Raw genomic sequence first — 26,428 nt, 5'->3', positions numbered from 1 at the left:
ATGGACGTCTCCTATCACAAGGACCATGCCCGCAATCTCGGCCGGGACATGGAATACAAGCGCTATGGCCATGCCGGGCGTCCGGTGGTGGTGTTCCCGACCTCGCAAGGGCGGTTCTATCAGTTCGAAGATTCGGGCGGGGCCAGCGCGCTTGCCGAGTTCATCGACACCGGCCGCATCCAGCTCTTCACGCTTGACGGCATCGACTCGGAATCCTTCTTCGACAAGCATGCCGACCCGGCGCAACGCATCGCCCGCCACGAAGCCTATTTCCGCTATGTGCGCGAAGAAGCGCTACCGGAATTGCAGGCGGTTGCCGCCAAGTCCAACGGTGGCCGCGTTTTGAAGCCGCTGTTTTGCGGCTGCTCGATGGGCGGCTATCACTCATCCAATTTCGTGTTCCGCTTCCCGGAGCTGGCGAGCGGGGTGATCTCGCTGTCCGGCGTCTATTCGGCGCGCGACTTTTTCGGCCGGGCTCTGGAAGGCAATATCTATTTCAACTCGCCGCTCGATTATCTGCCCGGCATCGTCGACCAGAAGCTGCTCGGGCGGCTCAGGGCGCTCAGGCTGATCTTCTGTTGCGGCCAGGGCGCCTGGGAAGAGCACATGCTGGTCGAAACGCGCGAGCTGGAACAGGTGCTGCGCGACAAATCGATCCCGGCCTGGGTCGACTATTGGGGTGGCGACGTCAGCCATGACTGGCCGTGGTGGCATAAGCAGCTCGTCTATTTCTTCGGCCGTTGGCTGGATGACGACCTCATGCACAGGTTGGACTGAGGTGCGTTGATATTCAGGTGAGGCCGGCCTGCAAATGGCGGTTTCCTGCGCTTCCGGTGCTCACGTACATGAAGTACGCTCCGCTCCGGCCTTCGCCGGCCGAAGCCCTCTTAAGTGTTTCCGCCCGATGAAGGCTACGGCCGGCGAAGGCCGGTTCTCGGAAGCCACCATTTTCGTCTCGGCCTGACCTGAATCTCAACACACCTCAAAATGTACAGACCAATGACCACACCCGATCCGATCCGTCGCTTTGTCGAAGCAACCAACGCCGCCGATACCGAAGCCTTTCTGGCCACATTCACAGACGATGCTTTCCTCAGCGACTGGGGTCGCGATTTCCGTGGCCGCGATAGCGTCGCGCGGTGGAACCAGTCGGACAATATCGGCGTGCAGTCCAACCTTCGCATCGTTCGCATCGCGGAGCGCGACGGCGTCTACCATGCCCGCGTCGCCGTGACCGGCAACGGCTTCAACGGCGAGGGCGACATGGCCTTCACGCTCAACGGCGACCGGATCGCGAGCCTGGTCATCAGCTGAAGAACGGATGCGTCGCCGACCTTCGTGCGGCATCGTCCAAAAATATGATCATTGTAATCATGTTTTTGTGGCAATGCCGCCGGCGCTGTGGCATGCCGGCGCGGCGATATCGGGCTTCGGCCGATCTCGTCGATATCGGAAGGCCCGGCGATGAAGCTCTTGAGCGCGCAAACCCGTATCCAAAACGACGACATCCGCGCGGTGATGGACAGGCTGCGCGCCGAGCACGGCGACTATGAAAACGACACCGGCGTTGCCGGCCAATGGGAATTCCGCATGCATTACGGCACGTTGAATGCCTCATTCGACGACCGCGGCGTGCTGGTCCGTGTCGCGGCGGAGGACGAGACCTGCCTCTCCTACATGAAGATGATCTTCGCCGGCCACATCGCCGCGCATCTCCGCACCACCGAAGGCCTGCGCTGGCAAGGAGACGGCATGGATGCCGGCACGCCGATATTCTTCCGCGAGATATCGGTCCTGTCCTCGACACGGTTGTCGCCGCATATGCAACGCGTGCGCTTCTGCGGCCGCGCCCTCGGCCGCTTCGCCCATGGCGGATTTCATGTTCGGCTTCTGCTGCCGCCGGCCGGACGGCAGGCGGTTTGGCCGACCATGGGCCCGGACGGTCTGATCGTCTGGCCGTCGGGCGAGGATGCGCTCACCATCCGCGTCTACACGATCCGCGCGCTGGACGTGGCCGAGGGTTGGCTCGACATCGACTTCGTGCTGCATCCCGGCGCCGAGACGCCGGCTGCGAGTTTCGCGCAGAATGCGAGGGCCGGCGACATCATCGGCATGATCGGCCCCGGCGGCGGCGATGTGCCCGAGGCATCAAACCTGCTTCTTCTGGGCGACGATACCGCGCTTCCGGCGATCGGCCGGATGCTGGAAGAGCTTGCGCCGTCCGTCCGTGCCGAGGCCTTCATCGAGGTTGACGGTCCGCAAGACCGGGTGACGCTGGCGGCGGGCGAGAACATCGCTGTCCATTGGCTTTATCGGCATGGCCGCGAAGCAGGCCGGGCCGGCCTGCTGCCGGAAGCGCTGCGCGAGCGCGGCCGCGGGGCCGACGATCTCTTTGTCTGGGCCGGATGCGAGTTCGCCGACTTCCGCGACATCCGCCGGATCGTGCGCAAGGAATGGGCCCTGTCGCGCAACCGGCATCTTGTCACCGCCTATTGGCGCCGCGGCGAGTCGGGCGGAGACGGTGCCGGCGAGGAATAGTTCAATCTTTTAGTTGCGATCGCTGACCATGGCGATGGCCGGCACCGCCAGCAGCGCGACGACGCCCGCGCCGCCGAACAGTGCGCCATAGCCCAGATGCTGCGCCGCATAGCCGGCCAGGATGCCGCCCGCCATGCTGACCAAGGCATCCATGCACTGGAAAAGCGTGAAATCGACCCCTGCCTGCTTCGGATCCGACCAGCGCATGAACTGCGCATAGAGCGCCACGAAGCCGAGCGCCATGATGCCCGAGGAACTCAGCGTCGCGACGGCCGCCAGCGGGCCTGCCGGGAAAACGCCGGAAAGCGCGAAGGCCGCGAGGATAAACAGCGATCCGGCCTGCAGCATAAGCGCGAGCACAAGTACGCTGCGCGTGCCCAGCCATCGGACAAGAGCGCCGCCGGCAAGGGCGGCCGCGCCGCCGAGAACCATGCTGCCGACACCGTTGACCAGGCCGATCGTGGAAAGGCTGAGCCCGGCATCGACCAGAAACGGGCCGAGCATGGTCAGCGCCGCTTTCTGCGCCAGAACGTAGATCGCCGACGCCGCCAGACCGCGGCGTATCTGCGAGCGCCGCAGCGCCGTGCCGAGCGCGGGCACGTGTTCGCGCACTTCCTCGCGCGATCGGCCGGCGATGCCGAGCAGGAAGGGCAGTCCGAGCAGCACCAGCAGCGAGGCCATCGCCGACACCGCCGCGCGCCAGCCGTGGATTTCGACGAGATAGAGGAAGAGACCGGCGCCGATCGCCGAGCCGAGATAGGCGCCGCCGACCTGGGCGGCATTGCCCCAGCCGAGATTTTTGCCGGCAAGGTTCTGCACCGCAAAGCCATCGCAGGCGATGTCGACCGTCGAGGCGGCAAAGGCGACCACCGTCAGGCAGGCGACGACCGGCCAGAAGGTGGCGGGACCGAGCTGGGCGATGGCCAGCAGTCCGGTGATGGAGATGAGGCCGCCGATGAGGACGATCGCGCCGGTGCGGTTCCTGCCCGCTGGCGGAAGCCGGTAACGCTCCACCGCCGGCGACCACAGGAACTTCAGCGCCCATGGCAGGGCGATCAGGGTGAGCAGGCCGATGCGGTCGAGCGGCAGGCCCTGGTCGCGCATCACGGCCGGGAGACCCGTCCAGGTGATGCCGCCGATCACGCTCTGCGCCACATAGAGGCCGCCGATCGCAGCGACGATGGCCGCCGGCGACGAGGCGGCCCGGTTCGAGACGGAGACCGACATCAGAAGCGATAGCGCAGGCTGCCGAACAGCGAGCGGCCCTCGTCGCGGTAGCAATAGCCGGCCGAGCAAATTGCCTGCTGGTTGTCGAACAGGTTCTTGGCGTTGATCTGCAGCTTCACGCCTTCGAGCCTCGGGTTGCGATAGCCGAAATCATAGGACAGCGAGGCATCGACGAAGGCGCGCGCGTCGTTCTTGAAAGTATTGGTGTCGTCGCCGTAGCTCGCGCCGGCGAAACGCACGCCAGCGCCGAGCCCAAGCCCTTCAAGCGTGCCGTTCTCGAACTGGTAATGGCCCCAGAGCGACAGGATGTGGTTCGGCGTGGCCGACAGTTCCTTGCCGTCGGTGCCTTCGGCGCCGCGTTCGATCTTCACGCGCAGATAGGTGTAGGAGGCGATGACGCTGAAGCCGTTATCGAGCGAGGCATTGGCTTCCAGCTCGACGCCGCGCGAGTTGAGGTCGAGCTGGCGCTGCTTGTTGATGCCGGTGGACGCGTCGAAGACGACGCCGTCCTTCTGGTCGATGTCGAACAGCGCGGCGCTGACCGTCGCGTTGTGGTCGGGGATCTCGTATTTGACGCCGATCTCCTTCTGCGTGGCGATGGTCGGGCGGGCGACGCGGCTGACGGAACTCGAGACGTCGTCATAGACGAAGCCGATGTTGGGAGAGAACGAGGTCGAATAGTTGACGTAGGGGATGATGCCCCATTCGGTCCGGTAGGACAGGCCGACGCGGCCGGAGAAGGCACTGTCCGTCTGCTTCGACTGACTGAAATCCGCCGCGATGGAGGTGGTGTCGACCCAGTCGTAGCGGCCGCTGGTGAACAGGGTGAAATCGTTCCACTCCATCTGGTCGTGCAGGTAGACGCCGAGCTGGTTCATCTCCTGCCCGCCGGAATGGGGGACTGGGGCAGCCTTGATATCCTCGACCGAGACATAGGAGAGCCCGCTGCCGGCGTCATAGTCCGACCAGGCATAGTCGATGCCGGCAATCACGGTGTGCCGCGCCGGACCCGTGTCGAATTCGAGCTGCGCCATGTTGTCGACGACGAAGTTCTTCATCGTCTCGGTGTAGTGGCCCCAGTAGCGCTCAAGCGGCTGATCGGCGCCGATCGAGTAATGGCCGCTATATTCGATGTCCGAGTCGACGGCGTTGTAGCGCAGATTCTGGCGCACGGTCAGCCAGTCGTTGAAGCGGTGCTCGAACTCGTAGCCGATGCGCCCCTGATCTTGGGTGAAATCATTCCAGGACGCATCGCCTTCATAGACGTTCGACAGCACGCCATAGGCGGAGTTGTAGAAGGCCGCGGTGCCGCCGGTGACGGACTTCGAATATTCGCCGAGGATGGTGAGCTTGGTGTCCTCGTCCGGCTTGAAAGTGACGGCCGGCGCCAGATAGAGTTTATCGTCGGGATAGTCGGGCAGGCCGGTCTCGCTTAGACGGCCGAGACTGGTGAAGCGGTAGAGGATGCTGCCGTCGTCATTGACCGGCCCGGAAGTATCGAGCGCCGCCTGGAAGCGGTTGTGCTCGCCGGCCAGCAACTCGATCTCATGGAACGGCTCGTCCTTGGGGCGCTTGGTGACGACGTTGACGATGCCGCCCGGACCGCTGACGCCGTAAAGCGAGGAGGCCGGTCCCTTCAGGATGGTGACGCCCTCGATGCCGTAAGGTTCTGTCTTGAACCAGGCGGAAGGGCCGTTGTACTGGCGCAGCCCGTCGCGGAACATGCCGTTGTAGAAGGCCTGGAAGCCTCGCAGGAAGAAGGCGTCGTAGCGCGTGTCGAAACCGAAGCTGTTTGGATTGGCGCTGGCCGTGTAGCCCAGCGCGTCATTCAGTGTACGCGGCTTCTGGTCCTCGATCCGCTTCTGCGTGACGACCGAGACCGCCTGTGGGATCCTGGCGATCGGCGTGTCGGTCTTGGTGCCGATGCGGTCCTTCTTCGCGACGTAGCCGTCCTGCTTCAGGATCTCGTTGCTCTCGGCGGTCACCTCGATCCTGTCGAGAACGGTGGCATCGCCGCCTTCCTGGGCAATTGTCGGCCAGGCATGGCCGAGGATGGCGCTGCCCGCCAGCAATGATAATCCCCGGCGCCACGTCCTCGACCGCTTCGGCATTAACTTGTCTCCAATTCTCATGTTTTGGTTGCGCTTCCGCGCTCTCAAATATGAGTAAGAGAGTCAAGTATTTTTTTGATACCTCGCCGGACTTGACGGCGTCACATGGCGTCAGCCTTCCTGGCAGGCCGGGACAGGCGCGACGTCTTGTTGCGACGGCGATCCGCGACGCAAGCCGAGGAAGACGACGACGGCGGTGAGCACGGTGATCGTCGCCAACACGATGAGCAGCCGGTCGAAAGCCGCCTCATAGGCTTGGACCAGGGCACTGGCGTCGGCCAAGTGCAGATGTTGCCTCGTTTCGCTGATATTGCCGGTTGCCAGTAGCTGTGCCGCCGCGGCCGCTTCGGCAGGCGAGGCCAATCCTTGAGCGCCAAGCTGCGTGGCCGTGAAACCGGACAAGGCCGCCATGACGATCGCCAGGGCCACGCCCTCGCTGGCGACGCGGGTGGTGTTGAATATGCCGACCGCCATGCCGGCGCGCTCCTTTGGCACGACGCTGACGGCAAGTCCGTCCATCAGCCCCCAGGGCAAGGCGATGCCGATGCCGACCAAGACCAGCGGGAGCAGCAGCGCGTTGTCCGCCACGGGCACGCAACTGAGCCAGACCAGGCCGGCCGCGGCGACGAGGAGGCCCACACCGCAGATGGTGGCCGGGGCGATCCGGCGTGCCGCCTGGCCGGCCAGCAGCGGCAAGATCAGCAGCGGCCCGGAGAGGCAGATCATCAATTGCCCCGCCTTGATCTCGCTCATCCCCTCAATGCCGATGAAGCGGATCGGCAGGAGCACGAGCAGGACGACGAAGGCATAGGCAGGTGCGGCGGCCAGGAACTGCACGCCGACGAAACGCGGGAAGCGAAACAGCGTCAGGTCCAGCATCGGCCGGCGCACCCGCCGCTCGACAATGACGAAGGCGGCAAAGAAGATGGCTGCCACGCCGAGAAGGGCGATAACGAGGGGATTGGCCCAACCGCTCTGGGGCGCCTGCAGCACGCCGCAGGTCAGCGCGGCAAGCGCGATGGTGAAGGTGGCGGCTCCCGCCCAGTCGAGCCCGGTTGCGTCCGGGTCGCGCGATTCGGCGACGGTGCGCAGGCCGAGCGCGGCGGCGGCAACGCCAAGCACCGCCACCAGAAGAAAGATCGCGCGCCAGCCGAACGCGTCGATGAGCAGGCCGGAGGCAACAGGGCCGAAGGCAAGGCCGATGCCGAAGCTGGTGCCGAGGAAGCTGAAGGCGCGCAAACGCGATTGCCCGTCGAATTCCTGGGCAAGCGCGGAGGCGCCGCCGGCGAAGGCGGCAGCGCCGCCTATGCCTTGGAGGGCCCTGAACAGGTCGAACCAGACGATGTCTGGCGCCAGCATGCAGCCCAGCGCGGCAAGCACATAGGCGGCGAGGCCGGCGAGGAAGATCCGCTTGCGGCCATGGGAGTCGGCCAGCGCTCCGGCCGCCATCAGGCCGGCGCCGAAGGTCAGCATGAAGGCATTGGTCACCCAATTGAGCTCGATCGGACTGCCGCCGAGCTCGGCGGCAATGCGGGACAACGCTACGGCGGGACCGGTGAAACTCAACGGCATCGTCATGGCGGCAAGGCAAACCGACAGCAGCACGAGCCATCTGCCGGCCGGGCCGGTTCTGGTCATCAAAGTCATGGATTTTCCTATCCGAGGCAGGATTTGCCGGCATGTCCTGACTGGCACAGCCGATCGCAACGACAAGATAGGGCGGCGACGTTTCCGGCAAAATAGTATTAAATCTCCGTTCATCTCGGAGCAAAACGCTCGAATAGGTTCATCATGGATCGTCTCAACGGCCTTCTGGCTTTCGCCCGCACCGCCGAGCTCGGCAGTTTCGTCGCCGCCGGACAAGCGCTCGGCATTTCCGCCTCCGCCGTCGGCAAGAGCGTCGCCCGGCTCGAGCAGGAACTCGGCGTGCGTCTCCTGCAGCGCAGTACGCGGCGCATAGGTCTGACCGAGGAGGGCAAGCTGTTCAACGAGCGGGTGCGCCGCATCCTCGACGACATAGAAGACGCGGAGGCGATGCTGTCGCGTACACGCGAGACGCCGCATGGCCGGCTACGCATCTCAACGCCGATCGTCACCTATCATCTGCTTTTGCCGGTGCTGTCGGAATTCATGGCGCGATACCCGGAAATCGAGCTCGACATCGATTTCAACGATCGCATCGTCGACGTCATCGACGAGGGTATCGACGTCGCGATCCGCAGCGGCGAGCTGCCCGATTCGCGATTGGTGTCGAGGCCGGTCGCGCCCTTTCGCATGATATTGTGCGCGGCCGCCTCCTATCTCGATCGCCATGGCATGCCCGGCACGCCGGCGGATCTAGCGGCACATTTCGGGATACACTTCCGCTTTCTCAACAGCGGCAGGCTGCTCAACTGGCCGTTCATCACCGGGAGCGCCGAGCCGCAGATCCGTTCGATGCTGACCTGCAACAACATGGAGGCATTGAAGGGCGCTACGATTGCCGGTCTCGGCATCGCCTGCATGCCCGACTTCCTGGTGCGGGAGGCGCTGCATGACGGCAGGCTGCGCGCCGTGCTCGACGACCATGTCGACGGCCGCGGCCAGTTCCGCATGCTGTGGCCGTCCAATCGCCATCTTTCGCCGAAGGTCCGGGTCTTCGTCGATTTTCTTCCCGAGAGGCTTGCGGCGGGGCGATAGGCCCGGCAATCCAAACGAAGCTCCGCGGGGATGGTCAGTAGGTCGCGCGGCCGCCGGAGAGATCGAAGGTCGCGCCGGTGGTGAAAGAGTTCTCGTCCGACAGCATGAAGACGATCATCGCGGCGGCCTCTTCCACCTCGACGAAGCGGCCGCGCGGCACTTTGCCGAGCATATAAGCGACCTGCGCTTCCGTGAGCTGCTCGAGAATTCTGGTGCGGGCGGGCGAGGGGGTCAGCGCGTTGACGGCGATGTCGTGTCCCGCGAGCTCCTTGCCAAGCGACTTGGTCAGCGCCAGCACGCCGGCCTTGGCGGCCGAATAGGCGGCGGCATTCGGATTGCCTTCCTTGCCGGCCACCGAGGAGATATTGACGATGCGGCCGTAATTGCGCGCGACCATGCCGGGCACCAGGCGCCGGCAGCAGTAGAAGACGCCGTTGAGGTCGATATCGATGATCTGACGCCAGGCGGCGGGGTCGTAGTCCGCCACGGTCGCCGCCGGCCCGGCAATGCCGGCATTGTTGACCAGGAGATCGACGGGGCCAAGCGTGCGCTCAGTCGCGGCGGCCGCGTGATCGACGGCCTCGATCTGGGACTGGTCGCAGAGAATGGCTTCAACGCGGCCGAGCGAAGCGAGCTCGGCGACAGCCCGGGTCATTGCGGCCTGGTCGACGTCCCAGATGGCAACGCCGGCGCCCGACGACAACAGGCGCCGGGCGACCGCAAGGCCGATGCCTTGCGCGCCGCCGGTCACCACGGCGACGCGGCCGGAAAGATCGACGGCGTTCAAACGGCGGTTCATTGGCAATTCCCTTGCTCGTCGAGCAATTCAGCATCCTGATGGATTGCTACTTGCTCCAACTTTCTGATTTTACGCAATTCCGAACGGAAAACCGCCGAGCACTTTTCCTGGAATTCCCTTGGCATTGGATACCCCGGATCAAGCCCCGACGTTTCGCGCCACCAGCCTGGCTACGCTTGGCACAATCAGCAGCACGACCAGGAAGCGCGCCGTCTGCAAGGCCATGACGAAAGAGATGTCGACGTTCTGCGCCGCGGCGGCGATGTCACCCAGCCTTTTCTGGCGCAGGAAGGCCGAAGCCGCCAACGGGATGGGTCTCGATCTGGAATTCGAAGCCGGCGATGAAGGGACGCGCCCTGGCGATCGCCGCCTGGACTTCCGGCAGCTGCAGCGATGCCTTATGGCTCGCCTGGTCGGTCCACACTTCGGTGACCCAGATGGCGTCGGCGTCGGCTGGATCGGTGGCGATGATGTAGCTCAGGCAGCCCGGGAGAGCGCCGGTGCTTTCGCGCAGCACGTCCATGACCGCATCGCGCTGGCCGCGTGCCGCCCGCATCTTGCCGATCAGTCCGTACATGCCCTTGATCTCCTCCAGGTTGTGCGCTGCATCGAGTATGCAGTCGACCGCTCACGGCATCAACTGGCCACCATTGACCTCGATCACCTGGCCGATGATGTAGCCGCTCAACAGATCGGACGACAGGAACAGGTAAGCTCCGACGCAATCCTCCGGCGTTCCGGCGCGCCCTTGCGGAATGGTGGCGACCATGGCCTTGATCTGCTCGGCATTCGAATAGCGTTCGTGGAAGGGCGTCAAGATCGTACCGGGCGCCACGGCGTTGACGCGGATGCCGAAGCCGATCAGCTCCTTGGCCATGCCGCGCGTCACGTTGGAAACGAAGGCCTTGGACGATCCGTAAAGTCCGGCGCCGCCGCCGGCGCCGTTACGGGCGGCGATCGAGGTGGTGTTGATGATGAAGCCACCCTGGCGCTTCAGCCAGGGGATCGCCTTGCGCGAAGCGGTCAGGACAGAGCGCGCATTGAGGTCCATCACGGCGTCGTAATGCGCCTCGTCCTGGTCGGCATAGGCGACGCGGCCAAGCATGCCGCCGGCATTGTTGACCAGGCCGTCGAGCCGGCCGAAATGGTTTGCGCTCTCTTCGACGACACGCTCGACGTCGGCAGGTTTCGAGAAGTCGCCCTGGACCAGGAACACCTCGCCGCCATCGTCGCGGATGGATCCGGCCACGGTTTCGGCGGGAGCGCGGCTTGCATTGAAATGCAGCGCGACGCGGCATTTCTGCGCCGCATAGGCACGGGCAAGTGCTGCGCCGATCCCGGTCGAAGCGCCGGTGACCAGCACCGCCTTGCCGGCAAGATCGGGGATGGCAAGTATCGTCATGTCGGCTGGTCTCCGGGTTGCCATCCTTCGTAGGCCATTGCCGGCCCGGCCTTCAAGTGTTGGCGTTCAGTGCGGGCGCATTCAGGGCCTGAGATAGACATAGCCCTGATGCTGCAGTTCGGCGAGCTTCACGACGCCGCCCTTGTCGGCAAGGTCGAAGCCCGCCAGCAGGTCGGTCAGCGTGATATCCATACCGTGCAAGGTGTTGCCGCAGGCTTGCGGCACAAGTCCCTGCTGGACAAGGCCGGCAAAGCGGCTGGAAACAGCGCCGGAAGCGCCCTTGACTTTGAAGGCGGCCAGAGCCGGACCGTGCACCACGAGCACGATGTCGACATTGCCGCCGGTGCCTTCATAGTGGTTCTTGATGTTGCCGAGGACGAAGTTGACCTTGTCGGCGTCGCTGAGGTGATAGGCGACTTTCAGCCGCCCCTCAGGCGTTGCCGCATTTGCCCGGCTCAGGCCGAACAGGCCCGCGGCGCCTGCGAGGCTGGCACGAAAAATGTCACGGCGCAGCATCGTATCCCTCCGTTCGCCGCGCGCTCGCGATTTTGCATGGTCCAGGCGGCACTCCTAGACTAGCATATCCAAGTCCTGTCGGTGGGAGGAGGATCACATGACATCGAGGACCATGGTGGCGAGGACCATGGCGGTGGTGCTTTGCGCCGCCTTTGCCGCTTCGTTCGGCGCGGTGCGCGCCGAACAGCCGCTTAAACTTCCCGAGCTCAGCCCGACTGGCGCCGACGCCTGCTTCGGCCGTGTCTACGACGCCGCCCATCTCAAGGCGCATCCGCGCCAGAAGGTGGCGCGCATCTTCTTCTTCTACGGCCATGACCCGGTCAGCCGGACGAACGAAGAACCCGCCGCCAACCAGGATACGTCCTATAACGGCTTTCTCACCACAACGGTGCGCGGCGCCAAGAAGCCGGAATGGGCAAGCAGCTGGTGCAACAAGGAGGATCCAAGCGACAAGGCGAGCGGCATCCGTTGCGGCATGGACTGCGACCGGACGCTGGCTTCGCTGAAAGTCGACGACAAGGGGAAGCTTCTTCTGTCCGGTCTGTCGCCAGACGTCTATCTCGACCCGGATTCGGAAGAGCAGCTCGGCGAGGCCGAGTACAACAGGCAGGCGCTGGGCAGCGACGACGACAATTTCAAGCTGGACCCGATGCCGGCCGAGACCTGCAAGGCGGAGTTCGCGCGCATCGACCCGATCGATCCGGCGCTGGGCGAGCCGCTGCGCGTGCGGCTCAAGCCCGATCAGCCCTTCTGCTTCGGGCGTGACTACGACGATGCGCATCTGAAGTCGCATCCCAACCAGCTGACGCAATCGATCCGCGTGTTTCGCGGACCCGTCGAGCTCGCCTCCTTCTCAGCCGGCGGCGATGCCGCGAACTGGCCGGATGGGGCGGATGTCGCCGTTTCGGTGACGACCAGGCAGAAAGGGAAAAAGGTCACGCAGACCTATTCCTGCCAGGGCGAGGCCGATCAGTGGCGCTGCTCGGCCAGTTCCAAGATGAGCGATTTTTCCTGCGACGTCTCGCAGAAGGAGATCTTCCTCAAGCGCGGCGTCAACGGCACGATGATGGTTGCAAATCCCAACAATGCAGTGGCAATTGTCGATCTCTGTTCGAAGGCGGCGGATGGCAAGACCAGGTCAGACGACAAGGTCTATCGGCTGCAGCCGATGCCGCAGTCGGCATGTGCTCCGTGAGGTCTGCCGATATTCAGGTGAGGCCGGCCTGCGAACGGCGGCTTCCTACGCTTCCGGTGCTCACGTACTTTCAAGTACGCTCCGCTCCGGTTCTCGGAAGCCATCGTTCTCGACTCGGCCTGACCTGAATCTCGACGGACCTTCGCGCTCTGCTAAGCGAAAGGCACGGCCGCGGTGCCTTTCGGCAGCTTCGCCTCGTCGTCCGGCTCGACATGGATGGTGACGCGCACCGAGGGGATCTCGGCCTTCAGCGCGTCCTCGATGCGGTCGCAGATGACATGGCTGGCGCCGACGGTCATGTCGGCGTCGACCACGAGATGGAACTCGATGAAGGTGGCGCGCCCGGCAATGCGCGTCTTGAGATCATGCACCTCGAGCGCGCCCTTCGAATTGGCCGATATGATGTTGCGGATCTGCATGTGCTCATGGTTGTCGACGGCGCGGTCCATCAGCCCGCTCATCGACGAGCCGATGACATGCCAGCCCTGCCACAGGATGTTGAGCGCGACGATCACTGCCAGCGCCGGGTCGAGGACCTGCCAGCCGGTGAGCACGGCACCGACAAGACCGCCGAACACGCCGACGGATGTTACCACGTCGGTCATGATGTGCTGGCCGTCGGCGACAAGCGCAGGCGACTTCGCATTCCGGCCGGCGCGGATCAGCGTCCAGGCCCAGATCGCATTGATGACCGTCGCGAGGCCGTTAACGGCAAGTCCTTCCCAAGGCTGTTCCAGCGGGGCCGGATGTTGCCAGGACTGCCAGACCTCGTTGAGGATCAGCAGCGCCGCGACGACGATCAGCACGCCTTCGAGGACGGCGGAAAAATATTCGGCTTTATGATGGCCGAAGGGATGGTCCTGGTCGGCGGGCTTGTAGCTGACCTGGATCGCCCAGAAGGCGGCGGCCGATGCGATCACGTTGACGATCGATTCCAGCGCGTCGGAATAGAGCGCCACGGAACCGGTGATGTACCAGGCGGCAAGCTTCAAGACGAGCACCACGAAGGCGACCAGGATCGACGAGAAGGCAAGCCTGGCAATCTTCTCGCGGGTCGCGGCTTTCGCCGCGGCCGCCACCGTGTCCTGCGTCGCAGCCATAGGTCCTACGCGGCCTTTTCCTTGGCCTTGCGCGGCAGATGCGCGACAATGTTTTCGATGATGCGCATGCCGGCATTGTGACCGAGCGTCATGATCGATTCCGGATGGAACTGCACCGCCGCGATCGGCTCCTTGCGGTGCTCGAAAGCCATGATGATGCCGTCCTCGGTCTCGGCGGTCACCACGAAACCGTCGGGCAGGCGCACCGGGTCGGCGAAAATCGAGTGATAGCGGCCGACGGTCACTTCCTTGGGCAGGCCTGAGAAGATGATGCCGGGCTTCGAAACGCGGATGCGCGACGGTTTGCCATGCATGGGGATGTGCAACTGCCTGAGCTCGCCGCCATAGGCCTCGGCCAATGCCTGCAGGCCGAGACAGACGCCGAAGATCGGCAGGTCGCGGCTGCGCGCTCGTCTGATGGTGGCGGCGCAGTCGAAATCCTTCGGCGTGCCAGGGCCGGGCGACAGCACGACGAGGTCCGGCTTCAACCGCTCGAAGACCTCCTCCGGCACCGGCGAGCGAACCGTGGAGACGTTGGCGCCGGTCTGGCGGAAGTAGTTGGCCAAGGTATGGACGAAACTGTCCTCATGGTCGACCAGCAGGATGTTGACGCCGTCGCCGACGCGCGCGGTGGTGCGCTCGGTTCCGGTGGCGTTGCCGGTCTTGGCGTCGCGGATGGCGGAGAGCATGGCGGATGCCTTCAGTTCGGTTTCGGCTTCTTCTTCCTCGGGAATGCTGTCGAAAAGCAGTGTGGCGCCGGCGCGGACCTCGGCGATGCCGTCCTTGATGCGGATGGTGCGCAAGGTCAGCCCGGTGTTCATGTCGCCATTGAAATTGACCATGCCGACCGCCCCGCCATACCAGGCGCGCGGGCTCTTCTCGTTCTGCTCGATGAAGCGCATGGCCCACAGTTTCGGCGCGCCGGTGACGGTGACCGCCCAGGCATGCGAGAGAAACGCGTCGAAGGCGTCCATGCCTTCGCGCAGTCTACCCTCGATGTGGTCGACAGTGTGGATCAGGCGCGAATACATCTCGATCTGGCGGCGGCCGATGACGCGCACGGAGCCTGGCTCGCAGACGCGCGACTTGTCGTTGCGGTCGACGTCCGAGCACATGGTGAGCTCGGACTCATCCTTCTTCGAGTTGAGCAGCTTCAGGATCTGCTCGCTGTCGGAAATGGCGTCGTCGCCGCGTTTGATGGTGCCGGAGATCGGGCAGGTCTCGACGCGGCGGCCGTTGACGCGCACGAACATCTCCGGCGAGGCACCGATCAGATATTCGTTCTCGCCGAGATTGATGAAGAAGGAATAGGGCGAGGGGTTGATCGATTTCAGCTTGCGCGAGATGTCGGAAGGCTGGGTCTCGCAGCGCTCGTAGAACATCTGTCCAGGCACGACCTCGAACAGGTCGCCGCGCTTGAAGCTCTCCATGGCGCGGCGCACCAGGTTGGCGTATTCGCCCGGCTCATGGTCGCCGCGCGGCGGGATGCGGTCGGCGGTCTTGAACGGCTCGGCATGGGCATCGCGGGCCAAGCCCTCGGTCGAAAAACCGTCGCCGGAATAGTCGTAGCGGTCGGTCCAGGCCTTGGTCGAATAATGGTCGACGACGAGGATCTCGTCGGGCAGGAACAGCACCAGGTCGCGCTGGCTCTCCTTGCGCTCGAGCTTGTAGTCGACAGGATCGAACTGGAAAGCTAGGTCGTAGCCGAAGGCGCCGTAAAGGCCGAGATTGGCGTCCTCGGCGGTCTTAAACAGCGCGGTGATGGCGCGCAGCACCGTGAACACGGACGGTACGCGGCTGCGCTCCTCCTCGGTGAAGACACGGCCGGGCTTTGCCACATCGAGGCGGATGAGCGTCTTCGAGGTCTCGACGATCGTCACTTCACTGAGCTCGCCAAGCGCCTTGCCGATCACCGGCAGCAACACTTCGCCGCGTTTGTTGAGTGCTTCGATGCGCATGGTGCGTCCCCGCGCGGAGATCACCAGCGGCGGATCGATGATGGCCGTATCCCAGCGCGTGTAGCGGCCCGGATATTCGTAGTTGGAGGAAAACACTGCGCCGCGGCGCGAATTCAGGCCGTCGACATAGGCATCGATCGCGCCTTCATAGGGCCGGTCGTGCCGCTCGCGGGTGATCGTCACGCCGCCCGCGGTGATGAAGCGCTCGGCCCCGTTGTCCAGAACTTTAGTCGTCATTGCCGTCTCCATCAGCGTCTTGGGCAACGGACCCGGGAATGGCGTTAAAAAACAAATGGCCGCCCGGATATTCCGCTGCGGCCACCCTCTTTTTCACGCGCACACGCACGAACAGGCCGCTGTCAGCGAGCCCACCACCAAATGGTCTTGTTCGAACGCATGTTCATGGCGACTCCCATAGCGGCGAATGGAGGTCCATGCAACTGGATTTCACGGCGATGGTGAAAGCCGCTACGCCTCAGTCTTCCAGCGTGCCGGAGCGTGCATCGGTGCTCCTGGCGTCGCCGGCGAGCTTCAGAAGATCCTCGCCGGCGCGGATGATGCGGCGCGCGCGGCGGGTCAGGATGAAGCCCGACTGAGGGGCAAACACTTCCGTGCGGCCGCCGGCCTCGCCGGGCGCGTGGACGATCGTCGCCAGCCTTTCGCCTTTCTTGACGCGGTCGCCGGGTTTGACATCGTAAAGGATCGCGCCGGCCTTGGGCGAAGGCATCATGTCGATGTTTTCCAGCGGTACGACCGGTCCGGAAAATTTCTCGAATTTCGGCACGGATGAGTCCTGGACGACGCCGCGCGTCACAAGCAGTCGGTAAAGTCCCGCGGCATCGGCCGCGGCGAAGGCGGCGTCGACATCGAGCATGCCGCGATATTCGACCGTGGTGACGGCGCGGCGATCGAAGCGCGCGACGCTCGCCGGCACGTTCTGGTAGGGCATGATCGAGGCGCCTTCGAAGGTGCCGGTATCGTCCTCGCTCCACAGCAGGACGGCTTCGGCGCCCATGGCCGCCGCGCAATCGGCCATATGCGGCCACAGGCTGGTGTGGATGTAGAGATAGGCCAGACCTTCGTCGTCACAGTGGAGGTCAAGCACGATGTCGTTGCCGAGCGAGAGCTGGACGAGCCGGTTCTTCAGCCGGCGATCGGCGCCGCCGAGGCTGACATCCGGCAGAAGCCTGGCGTCGGGCGCGGCAAGCAGCGGAAAGGAGCGATTGAAGTTGGTGCGGGTGCCGAGATTGAAGCGGCCCTGGTGCTCGCCGAAATGATATTGCGCGCGGCCGATCGGGTTGGCCCAGGGTACGATGGTGATCGGACCCTTGATGCGGCCCTCGGCCTCCGCCTTGGCCAGCATCGGCATCAGCGCGTCGATGGCGACGACGCCCGGCAGCTCGCCGGCATGCAGCGCCGCCTGCAGATAGGCGGAAGGAGCCGCCTTGTCCTTGCCCTCGAAGCGCAAGACCGGAAATTCGTAGGCGACACCCTCGCTGTCGCCGGCGATGCGTTCGATCGTCTTCTGCATGGGATATCTCCGCGTGAGGAGGTTTCAGCCATGCATTGTTGCGATCGGGCTGTCGAGTGGTCCAGCCTCGCCGGGCTATCGGGGCAGGGCGGCTACGGCGAAGACGCCGAGCCTAACCGCTGCGCCTTTTCCGGAATTGCTCTACTCCAGCGGCTTCAGCTCCTGGGCGATGGTCGGCAGCAGCTCCGAGACATTGGGGTGTATGTGCATGGCGCGCGCCAGCGTCGAGATCGGCGCCTTGGCGTACATGAGGTCGAGCACGCAGTGGATCGCCTCATCGCCGCCCGGGCCGAGCACGGAGCAGCCGAGGATTTCACCGGTGTCGGCATCGGCCAGGATCTTCATGAAGCCTTGCGTCTCGCCCTTCTCGACCGCGCGGCCGACACGCGTCATCGGCCGCTGTCCGACCAGCGCGCGGCGGCCGGATTTCTTCACGGCGGCTTCCGTCATGCCGCAGCGCCCGAGCGGCGGATCGATATAGAGCGCATAGGCTTCGATGCGGTCGCTCACCTTGCGCGGATCGTTGTCGAGCAGGTTGGCGGCGACGATCTCGAAGTCGTTGTAGGAGGTGTGGGTGAAGGCGCCCTTGCCGTTGCAGTCGCCCATCGCCCAGATGCCCGGCACATTGGTGCGCAACTGGTCGTCGACGACGATATAGCCGCGCTGGTCGACCGCGACGCCGGCCTTGTCGAGGCCGAGATCGTCGGTGTTGGGCTTGCGCCCCAGCGCCAGCAGCACATGCGAGCCGACCGCCGGCGGCTTGCCGGCGGCGAAGGTGACGGCGATCCCATTGCCTTGCCTGGCAAAGGCGATGTCGTCCGCGCCGACATGGACGGCGATGCCTTCGTTTTCGAGTATCGATTGGATGGCGGCGGAGGTGTCCTCGTCCTCGCGGCCGGTCAGCCGCGGCGCCTTCTCGATTACCGTGACCTCGGAGCCGAAGCGGCGGAACATCTGCGCGAATTCGAGCGAGATATAGCTGCCGCCGATGACGATCAGGTGGCTGGGCAGCACATCGAGATCCATCATCGAGGAATTGGTGAGATAGGGCACGTCGTTGACGCCAGGCAGATCGGGCACCGAGGCGCGGCCGCCGGTGTTGAGGAAGATTTTTGGCGCGGTGAGCAGCTCATCGCCGACGCGCACCGTGTCGGCGGTGACGAAACGGGCATGGTCGCGATAAAGCGTGCAGCCCTTCATTTCGGCGATCCATTTTTCGAGGTTGCCGCGGGCGTCGTTGGTGACCTTGTCCTTGCGCGCCTTGATGCGTTTGTAGTCCACGCCGACGGGGCCTGAGAGAGCGACACCGTAGTCGGCGGCGCGGCGGGCGAGATGCGCGGCATAGGCGCTCGCTACCATCGCCTTGGTCGGCATGCAGCCGGTGTTGACGCAGGTGCCGCCGATGAACTTGCGCTCGATCAGCGCGACCTTCATGCCGGCGGCCTCGAGCCGGCCGACAAGCGGCGGCCCGGCCTGGCCGGCGCCGATGACGATGGCGTCGAAGCTCTTTGCGCTCATGTGACGGCCGCCACGACGAGCAGCCCGCCGATGATGGCCACCGCATCCTCGATGAAGGCGGCGGGCTGATCCTTGCCGAATGCGGCGGCCAGCCGGCCGCGGACCTCGGCGCCGCCCAGCGTGCCGATCACCGCGCCGATCGCGCCGGCGACCAGGCCGCCGATGGTGGCGCCGGCGGTCGCGCCGATGACTGCGCCACAGAAGGCGCCGACGACGATGCGGGTGCCGAACTGCGGCGGCACCTTGCGGCTCGGCGTCGACGGCAGCTGGTCGGCGACCAGCTCGACGATGGCCAGGATGGTGAAGATGCCGACAGTGATCCAGTGGCCCATGAAGCTCGCCCAGGTGCCCGTGACCGGCAGCCAGCCGAGATAGGAACCCCAGGCGACGGCGGCGGGCGCGGTCATGGCGCGCAGGCCGGCAATGACGCCTATCAGCAGGGCGAGAATGTAAAGCATGATCGGCCCCCTCAAACCGAGACCTTCGCATGGCCTCGCAACGGCAGGCTAGCACAAGCCAGGCGTTTGGCTACGGGGCTTTTGACAGACGATCGATTATGCTTTGGCAGCAGACGAAACCCTGGAGGGCCACCATGACGACAAGCGAACGCATAAAGATGGCGGCGGGCGAATGGTACACCTGCATCGACGATGAGCTGGAGGCGTTGCGCGTTCTCGCAAGCGACGCGGTGTTCGAGCACAACAGCCTACCGCCCAGGCAGCGCGGCGATATCGCTCCCGCCTTACTGACGCTGCTTGGCGGCGTGGGCGAGGGCGCGCGCATCGAGGCGCCGTTCCACTGCGCCTATGGCTTCAACCTGTTCCTCGGCGAGGGCGTCTTCCTCAATGCCGGCTGCACCATCCTCGATACCGCGCCGGTGCGCATCGGCAAGGGGACGATGCTGGGGCCCAATGTGCAGATCTACTGCGCCGAGCATCATCGCGAAGCTGCCGGCCGGCTGGCCGGGCTGGAGATCGCAAAAGCCGTAACGATCGGCGACAATGCCTGGATCGGTGGCAGCGCGGTGATCCTCGCTGGCGCCAGCATAGGCGAGGGCGCCATCGTCGGCGCGGGCGCGGTGGTGACCCGCGACGTACCGGCCAACGCGACCGTCGTCGGCAACCCGGCACGGGCCGTTACGCGCCGATGAGCGCACCGGCGTTTTGAGCGGTTTTTGAGAATTCACGCCGGTACCGCACCGGCGAGGTCCTGAGCCGCGCGGCGAAATGCTGGCGCAGCGAGGTGGCGCTGCCGAACCCGGCTTCGAAGGCCACGATGTCCATCGATTTGTCCGTCTGCTCCAGCAGCCTCTGCGCAAGTGCCACGCGCTGGTCGGCAAGCCAATCGCCGAAACTGGTGCCTATCGACTTCTGGAAGCGGCGTGTGAAGGTGCGGCGGGTGAGGCCGGCCGCATCGGCGACGCTGTCGAGGCTGTGCGGTTCGCCGAGCGTCGCCCGCACCTGGTCGAGAGCGCGCGAGAACCGGTCGGCATTCGGCGTCGGCGCAAGCGGGCGCTCGATGAACTGCGCCTGGCCGCCCTGCCGATGCGGCGAGAGCACGACGTGGCGGGCAAGCCGAAGGGCGGCCTCCGCGCCATAGCGAGCGCGAACGATGTGCAGGCAGCAGTCGAGGCCGGCAGCGACGCCGGCGGAGGTGACGATGTCACCATCGTCGACATAGAGCACGTCCGCATCGATCGCGATGTCGGAATGCAGCGCCTGCAGCCGGTCGGTATAGGCCCAGTGGGTTGTTGCCTTGCGCCCGGCCAGCAATCCGGCGCCGGCAATTGCGAAGGTGCCGAGGCACAAGCCCACGATCAAAGCGCCACGCCGATGCGCGCGTTGCAGAGCATCCTTGAACGGCGCGGCCAGGGGATCCTCGAGATCCTTCCAGCTCGGGATGATGACGATGTCGGCCTCCTCGAGCGCGGAAAGCCCATGCGGCACGACAATGCTCAGCCCCGCATCGGTATGAATGGGTCCCTCGTCCATCGCACAGACGCGGAAGTCGAAGCGCGGCAGGCCAAGGTTGGTTCGATCGGTGCCGAACACCAGGCACGGCACAGAGAGGTGGAAAGGACTGATGCCGTCGAAGGCGACGGCGGCGATGATCGGATTCTTCATGGCAAGCATCGTTTCGTTGAAAATTGAATGTCCCAATTTTTTCGAATGATGTCAATTGGGACACTTTCTCGACTCGAAACATCGGCCTAGCTTTGCGCCCATCAACCCGGTCGAAAGGAAAACCGTCATGTCAGCACCAGCCACCCAGCCGCGCCGCGCGCTTGTCGTCGTCGATGTCCAGAACGACTACAATGGCGGCAACCTCGCCATCCAGCATCCGCCCTTCAACGAGACCGTCGCCAATGTGGCGCGCGCCATGGATGCCGCCGCGGCGGCCGGCATCAAAATCGTCGTCGTCAAGCAGATGGCGCCCGAGACCTCGCCGATCTTTGCCAAGGGCAGCCATGGCGGCGAGTTGCATGCCGAGATCGCCAGGCGCGCCCGCGACCACTATGTCGAAAAGACGCTGCCTTCGGCCTTCACCGGCACGGATCTCGAAGCCTGGCTGCGCGCCAACGCCATCGATACGATCGCGGTCGTCGGTTACATGACCCACAACTGCGATCTGTCGACCATCATCCACGCGGTGCATATGGGCTTTGCCGTCGAGTTCCTTTCGGATGCCAGCGGCTCGGTGCCCTATGCCAACAGCGCCGGCTACGCGTCCGCCGAGGACATACACCGGGTGGTGAGCGTCGTCTTGCAGGCGCGCTTCGCTGCGGTGCTCAAGACCGCCGAGTGGATCGATTGCCTGAAGACCGGCGCCCTGCCCGAGCGCGACACGATCTATGCGTCCAACCAGCGGGCCCTGCAGCGGAACGCAGCGTAACCCGAAGCCTTCAAAACAAGGGCGCCGCCAGGATGCGGCGCCTTTTTCTTCGCGCCAAATATCCAGCAAGAGCGTGAGCCATTTCACGGACGCCGTTCCGGTATTTTCAGAAAGTCACCGCGCATGTGAATAAGCGCGGATGGCTCGGGGGGCTGGATTGAAGGCGCGCGTTGCACGAACCTTGGTCGTCCTGACCCTCGCTGTCGGCGCGGCGCTGCTGCCGTGGCCCGCCTTCGCGCAAGTGCCGCCGCATGCGCCAGGCACGATCTGCTTCACCCAATTCTTCTGGTGCTGGGCGCAACCGCCCGGGCCGGCCGGCTATCCCTGCGGATGCCCGTCGCAATATGGCTTCGTGCAGGGTTATCTGGGCTAGTCGTCGGGGGGCGCGATGACGACATTCCACGATCCTCTTGTCTCCGGGTTGCTTGCCGACGCCAAGCTGGTTGCCGGCTACGGCCGCTACGGCGTGTTCAAGGACAGCGCGCTCTTCGCTGCGATCGGCGACGCGGAAAAACTCAGTGACGCGAGCGCAAGCCAGCCCGAGGTCGTCAAACTTCAAACGGTGCTCAACGACTGCTCCAGCACCGTGCCGTTTTCAACCCTGGCTGCGCTGCGCACCGGCTGGTCGCCGGGCGACATGTCGCGCCGGACCGCTCTCGCGACCTATTTCCTCATCGCCCTGTCGGTGACGATGATGATCGTCATCGGCAAGCTGACCTATGTCTACAACAGGGGCGTCTCGATCAACGCGGAACTGCAGGAGATCGACAACAACGATTTCAGCGCTCGGTTCGGGCAGTCGATCAGGCAGGTCTGGGCGACCAAGAAGCAATTGAGCTCGGCCGCCGCCCAGCAGGCGTCGGCGACCGATCTGACGCTTCTGAAGGACGCCTATTACAATTCCGTCGACAGCCTGCATTCGCTTGACCAGCGTTTTTCCTCGTTGCTGGTGCGGGCGCAGGGGTTCATGACGCAGGAGGCGCCGTTTCCGCTCTGGGGCATGCAATGGGCCTATTGCAAGTTTTCGGCTTCCTCGGCCAAAGCGGGCGCGCTGCTTGATTTCTCGAACCCCAGGCAGATGGCGATTGACCAGTTCTGCGGCCAGGAAATCGCGCTGGCGCAACAGCAGAGCGGGGCCGGGAGCAGCCAGCCGCTCAAGCAGTCGGATTTCGATTGCAGGAACAACGGCAACACTCAAGGCGGCATGCAAGTCGTCAGTTCTACCGGCATGGTCGAAGACGTGAGCGCGGATTTCGACGCGGCGACACGCGATCTGCAGTGCGAAGGCGTCATTACCATCACGCCGAATTCGATTTCGACGCTGACACTGCAGGCCAAGACGCTGAGCGAAGTCCTCAGCCCCTATGCGCTGTGGATCCTGCCCGCGCTTTACGGCGCGCTTGGCGGCATCATGTTCCACATGCGCATGATCCTGAACCCGCTTCTGCCCAATCCGCCGCTGTCGCGGCTCATTCATCGCATCGCGCTGGGCGGGCTTGCCGGGATGATCCTAGCCTGGTTCATGGCGCCGGGAACCAAGCTCGGCGGCGAGGTGACCGGCATAGGCTTCAGCCTGTTCACCTTCGCTTTCCTGTTCGGCTTCAGCCTCGATATCTTCTTCGCCATCCTCGACCAGTTCGTCTCGATGTCGGTCGCCGGCATCAAGAAGTTCGGGTCGCCCACGGTGGCGTGAAAGCCGGCGAAGAAAAAAGGCGCCGCGGTGAGGCGGCGCCCTTGGGCTTTCAGTTCGAGCAGCGTCTAGAACAGGCCCTCGATCTGGCCGGTCTCGTTCAAGAAGATCTTCTCCGAGGACGGCGCCTTGGGCAGGCCCGGCATGGTCATGACCTCGCCGCAGATGATGACGACGAAGCCGGCGCCGGCCGAGAGCCTGACCTCGCGCACCGGCACGGTATGGCCGGTCGGCGCGCCGCGCAGGTTCGGGTCGGTCGAGAACGAGTACTGGGTCTTGGCCATGCAGACCGGCAGATTGCCGTAGCCGGCCTGCTCCCAGGCATGCAACTGGTCGCGGATCGACTTGTCGGCGATCGCCTCGTCGCCGCGATAGATGCGCTTGACGATGGTGTTGACCTTCTCGAACAGCGGCATCTCGTCCGGGTAGAGCGGCGAGAACTGTGAGGCGCCGGATTCTGCGATCTCGACCACCTTCCTGGCGAGGTCCTCGATGCCTGCCGAGCCCTGCGCCCAGTGCTTGCACAGGATGGCCTCGGCGCCCTGCGCCTTGACGAAGTCCTTCATCGCCTGGATCTCGGTTTCGGTGTCGGTGGTGAAGTGGTTGATCGCCACCACTGCCGGCACGCCGAACTGCTTCACATTCTCGATATGGCGGCCGAGATTCAGGCAGCCTTTCTTGACCGCCTCGATGTTTTCTTTGCCGAGGTCTTCCTTCTTGACGCCGCCATTCATCTTCATGGCGCGCACCGTGGCGACGATGACCGCCGCCGACGGCTTCAGCCCCGCCTTGCGACACTTGATGTCGAAGAACTTTTCCGCGCCGAGGTCGGCGCCGAAGCCGGCTTCGGTAACGACATAGTCGGCAAGCTTCAGCGCTGTCGTGGTGGCGACGACCGAGTTGCAGCCATGCGCGATGTTGGCGAACGGGCCGCCATGCACGAAGGCGGGGTTGTTCTCCAGCGTCTGCACGAGGTTGGGCTGCATGGCGTCCTTGAGCAGCACCGCCATGGCACCGTCGGCCTTGAGGTCGCGGGCATAGACCGGCGACTTGTCGCGGCGATAGGCGACGATGATGTCGCCGAGGCGCTTCTCGAGGTCCTTGAGGTCGGTGGAGAGGCACAGGATCGCCATGACTTCGGAAGCCACGGTGATGTCGAAGCCGGCTTCGCGCGGATAACCGTTGGCGACGCCGCCGAGCGAGCAGATGATCTCGCGCAGCGCCCGATCGTTCATGTCCATGACGCGGCGCCAGGCGACGCGGCGAGTATCGATGCCGAGCTCGTTGCCCCAGTAGATGTGGTTGTCGATCAGTGCCGAAAGCAAGTTGTGTGCCGTGGTGATGGCATGGAAGTCGCCGGTGAAGTGGAGGTTCATGTCCTCCATCGGCACCACTTGGGCGAGGCCGCCGCCGGCGGCACCGCCCTTGACGCCGAAATTCGGTCCGAGCGAGGCCTCGCGGATGCAGACGATCGCCTTCTTGCCGATGCGATTGAGACCATCGCCAAGGCCGACCGTGGTGGTGGTCTTGCCTTCGCCGGCCGGCGTCGGGTTGATGGCGGTGACGAGGATCAGCTTGCCGTCCTTCCTGTCCTTCACCGACTTGATGAACTCGGCCGAGACCTTCGCCTTGTCGTGGCCATAGGGTAAGAGATGCTCGTTCGGGATGCCGATCTTGGCGCCGATCTCCTGGATCGGTTTCTTCTTGGCGGCGCGCGCGATCTCGATGTCGGACTTCACTTCGGCCATGACGGCTTTCCTCTGGATTGGGCGGTGGAAGGGACGGTTTTGATCATTTGTGCATGTTCGAAACGCCGCGCGGGCGCAAGGGCAAGTTCTAACCCTGTCGCGGCCGCGGCGTCAACTTCCATGCAACTAAGTTTCCTGCAAAGAAAAACTGCTGTTCCCGGTCCGACCCTGTTCGGGTCTTCGGCCCCGGTCGCTTGCGGCGTATAGAAGCCAGAGCCAAGACCGTTCCGCCGTCTCAAAACAGCCGCTGAATACGCGAAAAGCGACAGAGGCGACGGCGCAAATCCACCATCGCCGTGTCGCCTCGAAGGCGCTATTGCGTGAGCACGTTGCTGATCTCGACCATGTTGGAGCGCACGCGCAGGATGTAGAAGCCCATCGTCGTCAGATGCGTCGGTAGGAGCCAGCCGTCCTCGCGGCCGTTGGCGATGATGAAGGGCTGGATGCGAAGCGCCGAGACGAATTGCGAATCCATCGTGTCCCAAAGGCTCTGCAGGTGCTTTTCCTTGATCACGTCGTCGAAGTCGGCCTGGGCGCCCTTCATCAGGCCGTAATATGCATAGAGCTGACCATAGGCGAACCAGAAGCGGTCGTCGGCGCGGGTATCGAACCAGCCATCATTGTGGTTTTCCGCGCGCTCCTTGAGGATGGCCGAGGTCGATCCGATGTCCGAGGAGATGCGGTCGATATATTGCTTCAGATTGTCGGCACGGGCGTCGAACGTCGCCTGGCAGGTGGCCAGCCGGGCGTTGAAGTTTCGCAGCTTGCGCACCGCGTCGCGATAATAGCTCGGCGTCGGCGTCTTGGGGCCGAACGGGTTCAGGCCGAAATACCAGGTGTATTCATCGAACTGCAGATTGCCGCGCGCATCCTGCAGGTCGGCGTCGATCTGCGATGTCGTGCGCACGCGGCCGAGATTGTCGGCAAGCTCGGTCGCGGTGCGCCGCACCGCCTGGTTGATGCCGCGCTGGAAGGAGGCCTTGTTGTCCATCCAGGGCGTGTGGTCCCAATCGATGCCGAACAAGCCGAGCTTGTAGAGGATCATCGAGGAGATCCAGGCATTCTGGTTGACGTTGAAGTCCGTCAAATCGGCGGCAACCTGGGCGATCGCCGAGTTGCCGCATGTCTTGGCCGTATCGGTGCCGCTGCCGGCTGAAACCTGCTCGCCCGCCGACACGTTCCGCTTCTCGAACGTGTAGGTGTCGGGATAGTTCGGGTTGAAATTGTTCCACCACTGCGTGGCGTAGAAGAAATTGGCATAGAGGCCGATCAATACCAGAACGGCAAGGCCGACCACCGCCTTCAGAATCCAGCCGCGCTGGCCGTACCAGCGGCCAACCCACATGAACGGCCACAGAATGAGGCCGATAACGAAGCCGATGCCGCGGCCGATCCATTGAAAAATCCGGGTGAAGAAGTTCACGATCGGGTCGAGCATGGCTGTGGTACCCCTCAGAGCATTTCACCGTTTCAAGGGAAACGGCGATCTGCCCTAACCCTTTGTTTTGCCGCAATTCCGGGCGG

24 protein-coding genes and 1 pseudogene are annotated in these 26,428 nt (G+C 64.2%); 9 read left to right on the top strand and 16 right to left on the bottom strand.

Annotated features, from left to right (window positions below):
* The 3 genes from LB535_RS01765 (at position 1) to LB535_RS01755 (ending at position 2,538) form a co-directional block, all read left to right on the top strand.
* Positions 1–777, top strand: coding sequence for an esterase family protein (locus LB535_RS01765; RefSeq protein ID WP_224630942.1), 777 nt, complete (start codon positions 1–3; stop codon positions 775–777).
* A 222-nt stretch (positions 778–999) separates the two neighbouring features.
* On the top strand, positions 1,000–1,314 hold the full coding sequence (locus LB535_RS01760) for a nuclear transport factor 2 family protein (RefSeq protein ID WP_140838796.1): 315 nt from the start codon (positions 1,000–1,002) through the stop codon (positions 1,312–1,314).
* Positions 1,315–1,464: 150 nt separating this feature from the next.
* Positions 1,465–2,538, top strand: coding sequence for a siderophore-interacting protein (locus LB535_RS01755; protein WP_095766715.1), 1,074 nt, complete (start codon positions 1,465–1,467; stop codon positions 2,536–2,538).
* Between the two features lie 9 nt (positions 2,539–2,547).
* Here the strand turns inward: LB535_RS01755 and LB535_RS01750 are convergent, their stop codons facing one another.
* From LB535_RS01750 to LB535_RS01740, 3 genes are all read right to left on the bottom strand, one after another.
* Positions 2,548–3,765, bottom strand: a complete 1,218-nt coding sequence (locus LB535_RS01750; protein ID WP_224630941.1) for an MFS transporter — start codon at positions 3,763–3,765, stop codon at positions 2,548–2,550.
* Complete coding sequence (locus tag LB535_RS01745) at positions 3,765–5,837, bottom strand: TonB-dependent siderophore receptor (RefSeq protein ID WP_263490507.1); 2,073 nt, start codon at positions 5,835–5,837, stop codon at positions 3,765–3,767. The genes LB535_RS01750 and LB535_RS01745 overlap by 1 nt, the downstream gene beginning before the upstream one ends.
* Before the next feature lie 150 nt (positions 5,838–5,987).
* Positions 5,988–7,523: an MFS transporter gene (locus tag LB535_RS01740; protein WP_224630939.1), complete on the bottom strand. Its 1,536-nt coding sequence runs from the start codon at positions 7,521–7,523 to the stop codon at positions 5,988–5,990.
* A 144-nt stretch (positions 7,524–7,667) separates the two neighbouring features.
* Between LB535_RS01740 and LB535_RS01735 the strand changes: the two genes are divergently transcribed.
* Positions 7,668–8,555, top strand: a complete 888-nt coding sequence (locus LB535_RS01735) for a LysR family transcriptional regulator (protein ID WP_095766457.1) — start codon at positions 7,668–7,670, stop codon at positions 8,553–8,555.
* Between the two features lie 34 nt (positions 8,556–8,589).
* Here LB535_RS01735 and LB535_RS01730 read toward each other — a convergent pair whose 3' ends face one another.
* From LB535_RS01730 to LB535_RS01710, 5 genes and pseudogenes are all read right to left on the bottom strand, one after another.
* The gene (locus LB535_RS01730; RefSeq protein WP_224626941.1) at positions 8,590–9,342 is read right to left on the bottom strand and encodes an SDR family NAD(P)-dependent oxidoreductase; all 753 of its coding nucleotides are present in this window, start codon (positions 9,340–9,342) and stop codon (positions 8,590–8,592) included.
* 150 nt (positions 9,343–9,492) lie between these two features.
* Positions 9,493–9,618, bottom strand: a pseudogene (locus tag LB535_RS01725) (AbrB family transcriptional regulator); the annotation flags it as partial.
* Between the two features lies 1 nt (position 9,619).
* On the bottom strand, positions 9,620–9,931 hold the full coding sequence (locus tag LB535_RS01720) for a putative quinol monooxygenase (protein WP_095766458.1): 312 nt from the start codon (positions 9,929–9,931) through the stop codon (positions 9,620–9,622).
* Positions 9,932–9,982: 51 nt separating this feature from the next.
* Positions 9,983–10,756, bottom strand: coding sequence for an SDR family NAD(P)-dependent oxidoreductase (locus LB535_RS01715; RefSeq protein WP_224524510.1), 774 nt, complete (start codon positions 10,754–10,756; stop codon positions 9,983–9,985).
* An 81-nt stretch (positions 10,757–10,837) separates the two neighbouring features.
* Complete coding sequence (locus tag LB535_RS01710) at positions 10,838–11,272, bottom strand: DsrE family protein (RefSeq protein ID WP_224626768.1); 435 nt, start codon at positions 11,270–11,272, stop codon at positions 10,838–10,840.
* 97 nt (positions 11,273–11,369) lie between these two features.
* Between LB535_RS01710 and LB535_RS01705 the strand changes: the two genes are divergently transcribed.
* Positions 11,370–12,467, top strand: coding sequence for a hypothetical protein (locus tag LB535_RS01705; protein ID WP_224626769.1), 1,098 nt, complete (start codon positions 11,370–11,372; stop codon positions 12,465–12,467).
* Between the two features lie 152 nt (positions 12,468–12,619).
* On the opposite strand, the gene LB535_RS01700 is transcribed toward LB535_RS01705, so the two are convergent.
* From LB535_RS01700 to LB535_RS01680, 5 genes are all read right to left on the bottom strand, one after another.
* Positions 12,620–13,567 carry a cation diffusion facilitator family transporter gene (locus tag LB535_RS01700; protein WP_140838782.1) on the bottom strand — a complete coding sequence of 316 codons (948 nt, stop codon included), beginning with the start codon at positions 13,565–13,567 and terminating at the stop codon, positions 12,620–12,622.
* A gap of 5 nt (positions 13,568–13,572) precedes the next feature.
* Complete coding sequence (locus LB535_RS01695; protein WP_224603652.1) at positions 13,573–15,762, bottom strand: anthranilate synthase; 2,190 nt, start codon at positions 15,760–15,762, stop codon at positions 13,573–13,575.
* A gap of 238 nt (positions 15,763–16,000) precedes the next feature.
* The gene (locus tag LB535_RS01690) at positions 16,001–17,056 is read right to left on the bottom strand and encodes a succinylglutamate desuccinylase/aspartoacylase family protein (protein ID WP_224630938.1); all 1,056 of its coding nucleotides are present in this window, start codon (positions 17,054–17,056) and stop codon (positions 16,001–16,003) included.
* Positions 17,057–17,197: 141 nt separating this feature from the next.
* The gene (locus LB535_RS01685) at positions 17,198–18,574 is read right to left on the bottom strand and encodes an FAD-containing oxidoreductase (protein WP_224630937.1); all 1,377 of its coding nucleotides are present in this window, start codon (positions 18,572–18,574) and stop codon (positions 17,198–17,200) included.
* Positions 18,571–19,032, bottom strand: a complete 462-nt coding sequence (locus LB535_RS01680) for a DUF4126 domain-containing protein (RefSeq protein ID WP_224630936.1) — start codon at positions 19,030–19,032, stop codon at positions 18,571–18,573. Before LB535_RS01680 ends, LB535_RS01685 begins: the two co-directional genes overlap by 4 nt.
* 134 nt (positions 19,033–19,166) lie before the next feature.
* On the opposite strand from LB535_RS01680, the gene LB535_RS01675 reads away from it, so the two are divergent.
* On the top strand, positions 19,167–19,724 hold the full coding sequence (locus LB535_RS01675) for a sugar O-acetyltransferase (RefSeq protein ID WP_224630935.1): 558 nt from the start codon (positions 19,167–19,169) through the stop codon (positions 19,722–19,724).
* On the opposite strand, the gene LB535_RS01670 is transcribed toward LB535_RS01675, so the two are convergent.
* Positions 19,711–20,697 (bottom strand): helix-turn-helix domain-containing protein, encoded by a 987-nt coding sequence (locus LB535_RS01670; protein ID WP_224630934.1) that lies wholly within the window; start codon positions 20,695–20,697, stop codon positions 19,711–19,713. The two genes, LB535_RS01675 and LB535_RS01670, sit on opposite strands and share 14 nt — an antisense overlap.
* Positions 20,698–20,824: 127 nt before the next feature.
* Between LB535_RS01670 and LB535_RS01665 the strand changes: the two genes are divergently transcribed.
* From LB535_RS01665 to LB535_RS01655, 3 genes are all read left to right on the top strand, one after another.
* A complete protein-coding gene (locus LB535_RS01665; RefSeq protein WP_224524535.1) occupies positions 20,825–21,466 on the top strand; it encodes a cysteine hydrolase family protein in 642 nt (213 codons plus the stop codon).
* A gap of 157 nt (positions 21,467–21,623) precedes the next feature.
* A complete protein-coding gene (locus LB535_RS01660; protein WP_140838766.1) occupies positions 21,624–21,839 on the top strand; it encodes a hypothetical protein in 216 nt (71 codons plus the stop codon).
* 15 nt (positions 21,840–21,854) lie between these two features.
* Positions 21,855–23,159: a hypothetical protein gene (locus LB535_RS01655; protein ID WP_224524538.1), complete on the top strand. Its 1,305-nt coding sequence runs from the start codon at positions 21,855–21,857 to the stop codon at positions 23,157–23,159.
* Between the two features lie 65 nt (positions 23,160–23,224).
* On the opposite strand, the gene LB535_RS01650 is transcribed toward LB535_RS01655, so the two are convergent.
* Both LB535_RS01650 and LB535_RS01645 read right to left on the bottom strand, forming a co-directional pair.
* Positions 23,225–24,904 (bottom strand): formate--tetrahydrofolate ligase, encoded by a 1,680-nt coding sequence (locus LB535_RS01650; protein WP_140838762.1) that lies wholly within the window; start codon positions 24,902–24,904, stop codon positions 23,225–23,227.
* Positions 24,905–25,217: 313 nt separating this feature from the next.
* Positions 25,218–26,342 (bottom strand): DUF2333 family protein, encoded by a 1,125-nt coding sequence (locus tag LB535_RS01645; protein WP_095766470.1) that lies wholly within the window; start codon positions 26,340–26,342, stop codon positions 25,218–25,220.
* Positions 26,343–26,428: the final 86 nt, after the last annotated feature.

Origin of the sequence: Mesorhizobium sp. CA10 (assembly GCF_020165285.1) — a bacterium.
Classification (GTDB): Bacteria; Pseudomonadota; Alphaproteobacteria; order Rhizobiales; family Rhizobiaceae; genus Mesorhizobium.
The sequence above is the reverse complement of the archived record's forward strand: the minus strand, read 5'-3'. Positions and strand labels throughout refer to the sequence as shown.